At 59.9% G+C, this 4417-nt stretch carries 5 protein-coding genes; all 5 read left to right on the top strand.

Annotation, left to right across the window (positions count from 1 at the left end; genetic code table 11):
- Positions 1-201: 201 nt before the first annotated feature.
- The 5 genes from KTF55_RS09845 (at position 202) to KTF55_RS09825 (ending at position 4113) form a co-directional block, all read left to right on the top strand.
- Complete coding sequence (locus KTF55_RS09845) at positions 202-621, top strand: PTS sugar transporter subunit IIA (RefSeq protein ID WP_035137739.1); 420 nt, start codon at positions 202-204, stop codon at positions 619-621.
- Positions 622-678: 57 nt separating this feature from the next.
- On the top strand, positions 679-1161 hold the full coding sequence (locus KTF55_RS09840; protein ID WP_099432286.1) for a PTS sugar transporter subunit IIB: 483 nt from the start codon (positions 679-681) through the stop codon (positions 1159-1161).
- 58 nt (positions 1162-1219) lie between these two features.
- Complete coding sequence (locus KTF55_RS09835) at positions 1220-1993, top strand: PTS sugar transporter subunit IIC (protein ID WP_099432285.1); 774 nt, start codon at positions 1220-1222, stop codon at positions 1991-1993.
- Positions 1974-2807 carry a PTS system mannose/fructose/sorbose family transporter subunit IID gene (locus KTF55_RS09830; protein ID WP_217108508.1) on the top strand — a complete coding sequence of 278 codons (834 nt, stop codon included), beginning with the start codon at positions 1974-1976 and terminating at the stop codon, positions 2805-2807. The genes KTF55_RS09835 and KTF55_RS09830 overlap by 20 nt, the downstream gene beginning before the upstream one ends.
- Positions 2808-2898: 91 nt before the next feature.
- Entirely contained in the window at positions 2899-4113 is a 1215-nt protein-coding gene (locus KTF55_RS09825; protein WP_217108507.1) for an MFS transporter, read from the top strand.
- Positions 4114-4417: the final 304 nt, after the last annotated feature.

The raw sequence follows: 4417 nt of genomic DNA, 5'->3' as shown, positions 1-4417 counted from the left end.
AGTTCGCGATCCCCGGCCTTGACGACGAGTTCCGCGTCATCGTCTCCCCGTGGATTCTGACGGTGCTCGTGACCGACCGCCTGGCTCGCTACTACGAGACGGTCACCAAGCACAACCTCAAGTATCGTCGCTACTATCACCAGTTCGACTACTAAAGAAAACAGGTGCGGGAACGTGCCGGGCTATTGAGAGGAACACAGAATGAGACAGTACATCATCGCCAGCCATGCGCACTTCGCTACCGGCATCAAGGAGAGCGTCGAGCTGCTCTCGGGCGCTCGCGACAACGTCCACGATCTTTCGATGTTCGTCGATGGCCGCATGGACGTTGCTGAGGAGGCCCAAAAACTGCTGGCGGGCATGTCTGCCGACGATGATGTCGTTGTCTGCACCGACCTCTTTGGCGGCAGCGTCAACAACGAGTTCACCAAGATCGTCCAGACGCGTCCCCGCACGTACCTCGTTACCAACATGAACCTTCCTCTGCTCATCCAGCTGCTGTTCTCTGACGAGTCGGCGCCGGTTGAGGAGACGATTCGCGCCATCGTCGCTGCGGACGATACACGCGTGAAGTTTGTCAACGACCTGTTGGTCGATGACGACGAGGAAGAAGAGTTCTAATCCGCAGCACCTATTGACATGCCGTAAGACGGCGCAAGACCTTTGGGGGGTCACATTATGATTCAGCTACTTCGCGTTGACCATCGCCTGCTTCATGGCCAGGTCGCAGTTTCCTGGGTTCAGGGCCTTGGCTCCAACTGCATCTTCTGCGTGGGCGATAAGGTCGCCAACGACCCGGTGTGGAAGACGACGCTCAAGATGGGCAAGCCTGCCGGCTGTAAGCTCGTCATCAAAGATATGGAGCATGCCATCGAAGCTATCAACTCGGGCGTGACCGACAAGTACAAGATGATCATCTGCGTCGCCACTATCGCTGAGGCAAAGCAGCTTGTTGAGGGCTGCCCGCAGATCAAGTCGGTCAACCTGGGCAACACCAAGCCCAAGGACGAGAAGCGTCCCGATGCTCGTCAGGTCTCTCGTCAGATCTTCCTGACCGCGGCCGAGGAAGCCGATGTGCGCGAGATGCTGGATCGTGGCGTTGAGGTCGAGATCCGTCCTCTGGCCGATGACCCCAAGGTCGACTGCGCCAGCGTGCTCTAGGCGTTTGAATTCGAAGAGTCTGAGCTCTTCGTAGTGTCCTATATGGAAAGGGGGATGTATGCTTACCCAAGCAATCCTCATCGGACTTATCGCCGCATTTGGTAAGTTCGACTACCAGCTCGGTACGCTCTATGCGTTCCGCCCCATCGTCCTGTGCCCGCTCGTGGGCCTGGTCCTGGGAGACCTGCAGTCTGGTCTCGCGATCGGTGCGAGCCTGGAGCTGCTGTTCATGGGCTCGATCTCCATCGGCGCCTACGTGCCGCCTGATGAGACGATCGGCGGCGTGCTCGCCTGTGCCTTCGCCATCCAGCTGGGCCAGAGCACCGAGGCAGCCATCGCGCTCGCTATGCCCATCGCCACGCTGTGCCTTGCCATCAAGAACATCCTCAACGCCGCCCTGCCGATCCTGGTTGACCGCGCTGATGTCTTCTCCGGCCAGGGCAACCTTAAGGGTGTCTATGCGATGCACTTCCTGATCGGTTCCACCGGTGTCATCATGGCGTTCCTGCTGTGCTCGCTGTCGTTCTATCTGGGTGCTGACGCCATCCAGGGCATGCTCGACTTCATCCCGCCCTTTGTCCTTGCTGGCTTCGGCGTTGCCGCCAACATCCTGCCGGCCATGGGCTTCGCCATGCTCGGCCGCCTGGTGCTCACCAAGCAGCTCGTGCCCTTCTACTTCCTGGGCTTCCTGCTGTGCTCCTACGCCAACGTGCCCGTCCTGGGCGTCGCCCTGATCGCCATCATCATCGGCATCGACAAGTTCGACCTGCTCGGCCTGGGCGGAGCCCAGCCCCAGCTCTCCGCGGAAGGGGATGAGGACGATGACTTCTAGTCCCGAGAACAAGATCACGCGCTCCGACCTCGTCAAGAGCGCCCTCAACACCGGCGCCCTGGGCATGGAGTTCTCCTGGACCTACTACAAGCAGATGAACATCGCCTTCTGCCTGATGGTCGCCAACATGCTCAAGAAGATCTACGCCGGCCGCCCCGACGACTACGCCGAGGCCCTGCACCGCCACTGCGCGTTCTTCAACATCACCGTCCAGTTCGCCCCGTTCGTCGGCGGCATCGCGATGGCCATGGAGGAGAAGGTCGCCCGCGGCGAGATCGAGCCCGAGAGCGTCAACGACGTCAAGGCCGCCCTCATGGGCCCGCTGTCCGGCATCGGCGACTCCATCTTCCTGTCGACGCTGCGCGTGGTCGCCGCCGCGGTGGGCATCAGCCTGTGCCAGGCCGGCAACCCCTTCGGCCCCATCGCCTTCCTGCTCATCTACAACGTCCCCGGCTTCGCGCTGCGCGTCTGGGGCGCCGTCAAGGGCTACGAGCTGGGCGTGGGCTTCCTGGACGAGGCCCAGAGGACCGGCCTCATGCAGAAGATCATGACCTGCGTCGGCATCGTGGGCGTCATGGTCGTGGGCGCCATGTGCAAGGACATGTTCTGGGCCAGCATCCCGGTGGCCATCGGCTCGGGCGACGACGCCCAGACCCTCCAGGACATCCTGGACGGCATCATGCCCGGCATGCTCGGCATGATCGCCTTCTGGCTGTACTACTGGCTGCTGTCCAAGAAGATCAACCCCATGGTGCTGATCGTTGCCACCATGGTCGTGGGCATCGTCGGCGCGTTCTTCGGCGTGCTGGCGTAAGGGCCCGGCTGCATAGATTTTCGTTGCAACCTGGAAAGGGGATGGAGCAGGCCTATGCCCTCCATCCCCTTTTTGTATAGAAGGAGTCCGTATGTTCGCGAAGGATCGCGAAGCAATGCGCCTGACGCCGGCAGAGGTCAGGCTGATTCTTATTGAGTCCCTGCAGTGGTGCGCCAACAACGCGGTCTACTTTTTGGGGCTTATCGGTGCGGCCACGTATGATCTGGCCGGCACGGCCTTTTTGGTTGCCGCCATTACGCTCGTGCGCAATCTTATGACGTCGGCGGGCAATATGGTGTCGGGCTCGGTTATCGATCGCTTTGGACCGCGCCGGACGTCGTTTGTGACGTGCGTGATTACGGCAGTGCTATCGCTTGGCGTGGGGTTAGCGCCGTTGTCTGTCCCCGGGCTTGTGTTTGCCGCGTGCGTCTTGGGGCTTGCGGGCGGCTTCATCAACACCTGCACGCATGCGTTTCCGGGATACCTGGAGTCGACCACCGAGGGCCGTACCCGCGTGAACGGTCTCATGGTGTTCTACAGCAATATCGCCTATACCGCTGGCCCACTGCTCGGCGGTGCCATCGTGAGCTGTTTTGCCACGCAATCGGTCTATCTGCTCATGGCGGGCATGATGGGCGTGGCGGCCGTGCTCTCCTTGGGCTGTCACGAGTGCGTTGCTCCCGCAAAAGGGGAGAAGCCGAAGGGCGGTATTCTGGGCGGCATGGCCGAGGGTGCGCGACTTACGTTTCGCGACCATGACCTGCGCCTCATCTTTATCTCGGGCTTTTTGGGTTTCTTTGCGTTTGGCGCGTTCGATTCGCTGGAGTCGTTGTTCTATCGCGATGTGCTCAACGTGGATATCGTCTGGCTGGGCTGGCTGTCCTCGGTCGTGGGCCTCACTTCCTCGGTGGGCGCGTTCATCCTGACCAAGCTTTCTGCTCGCCATGTCAACCTGCAATTGCTGCTCGGCGCGCTCATGGCCGTGGGCATTGGGTCCATGGTGTACGTGGGCACCGATATGCTGGGGGTCGCGATTATCGGTCAGGCGATTAACGGTCTGGCCTGGGGATTCCTGGAACCGCTGCAGATGATCTTGATTCAGGAGCGCGCCGACATCAAATACCTCGGGCGCATTACCGGCTTTGTGCGTTTTGGCCTGATGAGCGCCGGCGTGCTGCCGCTGCTGGCGGCTCCATTTTTGGCGGAGGCTTTGGGCGTCCAGGCGGTGCTGTTTGGGGCATCGACCATTATTGCGCTGGTAGGAACGCTGTTCTTTGTCACACAAGGGAGGCGCCAGAGGTGTTAGCTATACATTCAATTCTAATTTAATACCACTCACCAGAGAATTTCGACCGTTCACCGAGGATTGGAGCAGATTGAAAAGTGCTATTAAAAACACGTTAGGTGTATGTCTATAATTGGTATCGAAAAGAAACGCGATGTATAGATTCGCGTGCAGGACAGAAAGGAAAAGCCATGAAGGAAACCGAGAAGATCGAGATCATGCATTTTAGCCAGGAGGGCTACATCGAGGACGGCAAGAACGTCTACGAGGCCGGCAAGAAGATGACCGCGCTCGCCGACAAGGTCGCCGACGAGGGCTACGACGC

This window comes from Collinsella sp. MSK.8.10 (assembly GCF_019041915.1).
Taxonomy (GTDB): Bacteria; Actinomycetota; Coriobacteriia; order Coriobacteriales; family Coriobacteriaceae; genus Collinsella.
This window is presented reverse-complemented; position numbering and strand designations above follow the sequence as displayed.

Excerpts from the sequence above, each read along its gene's own strand:
- KTF55_RS09825 (WP_217108507.1), top strand. The coding sequence starts at position 2,899 with ATGTTCGCGAAGGATCGCGAAGCAATGCGCCTGACGCCGGCAGAGGTC.
- KTF55_RS09840 (WP_099432286.1), top strand. The coding sequence starts at position 679 with ATGATTCAGCTACTTCGCGTTGACCATCGCCTGCTTCATGGCCAGGTC.
- KTF55_RS09835 (WP_099432285.1), top strand. The coding sequence starts at position 1,220 with ATGCTTACCCAAGCAATCCTCATCGGACTTATCGCCGCATTTGGTAAG.
- KTF55_RS09845 (WP_035137739.1), top strand. The coding sequence starts at position 202 with ATGAGACAGTACATCATCGCCAGCCATGCGCACTTCGCTACCGGCATC.
- KTF55_RS09830 (WP_217108508.1), top strand. The coding sequence starts at position 1,974 with ATGAGGACGATGACTTCTAGTCCCGAGAACAAGATCACGCGCTCCGAC.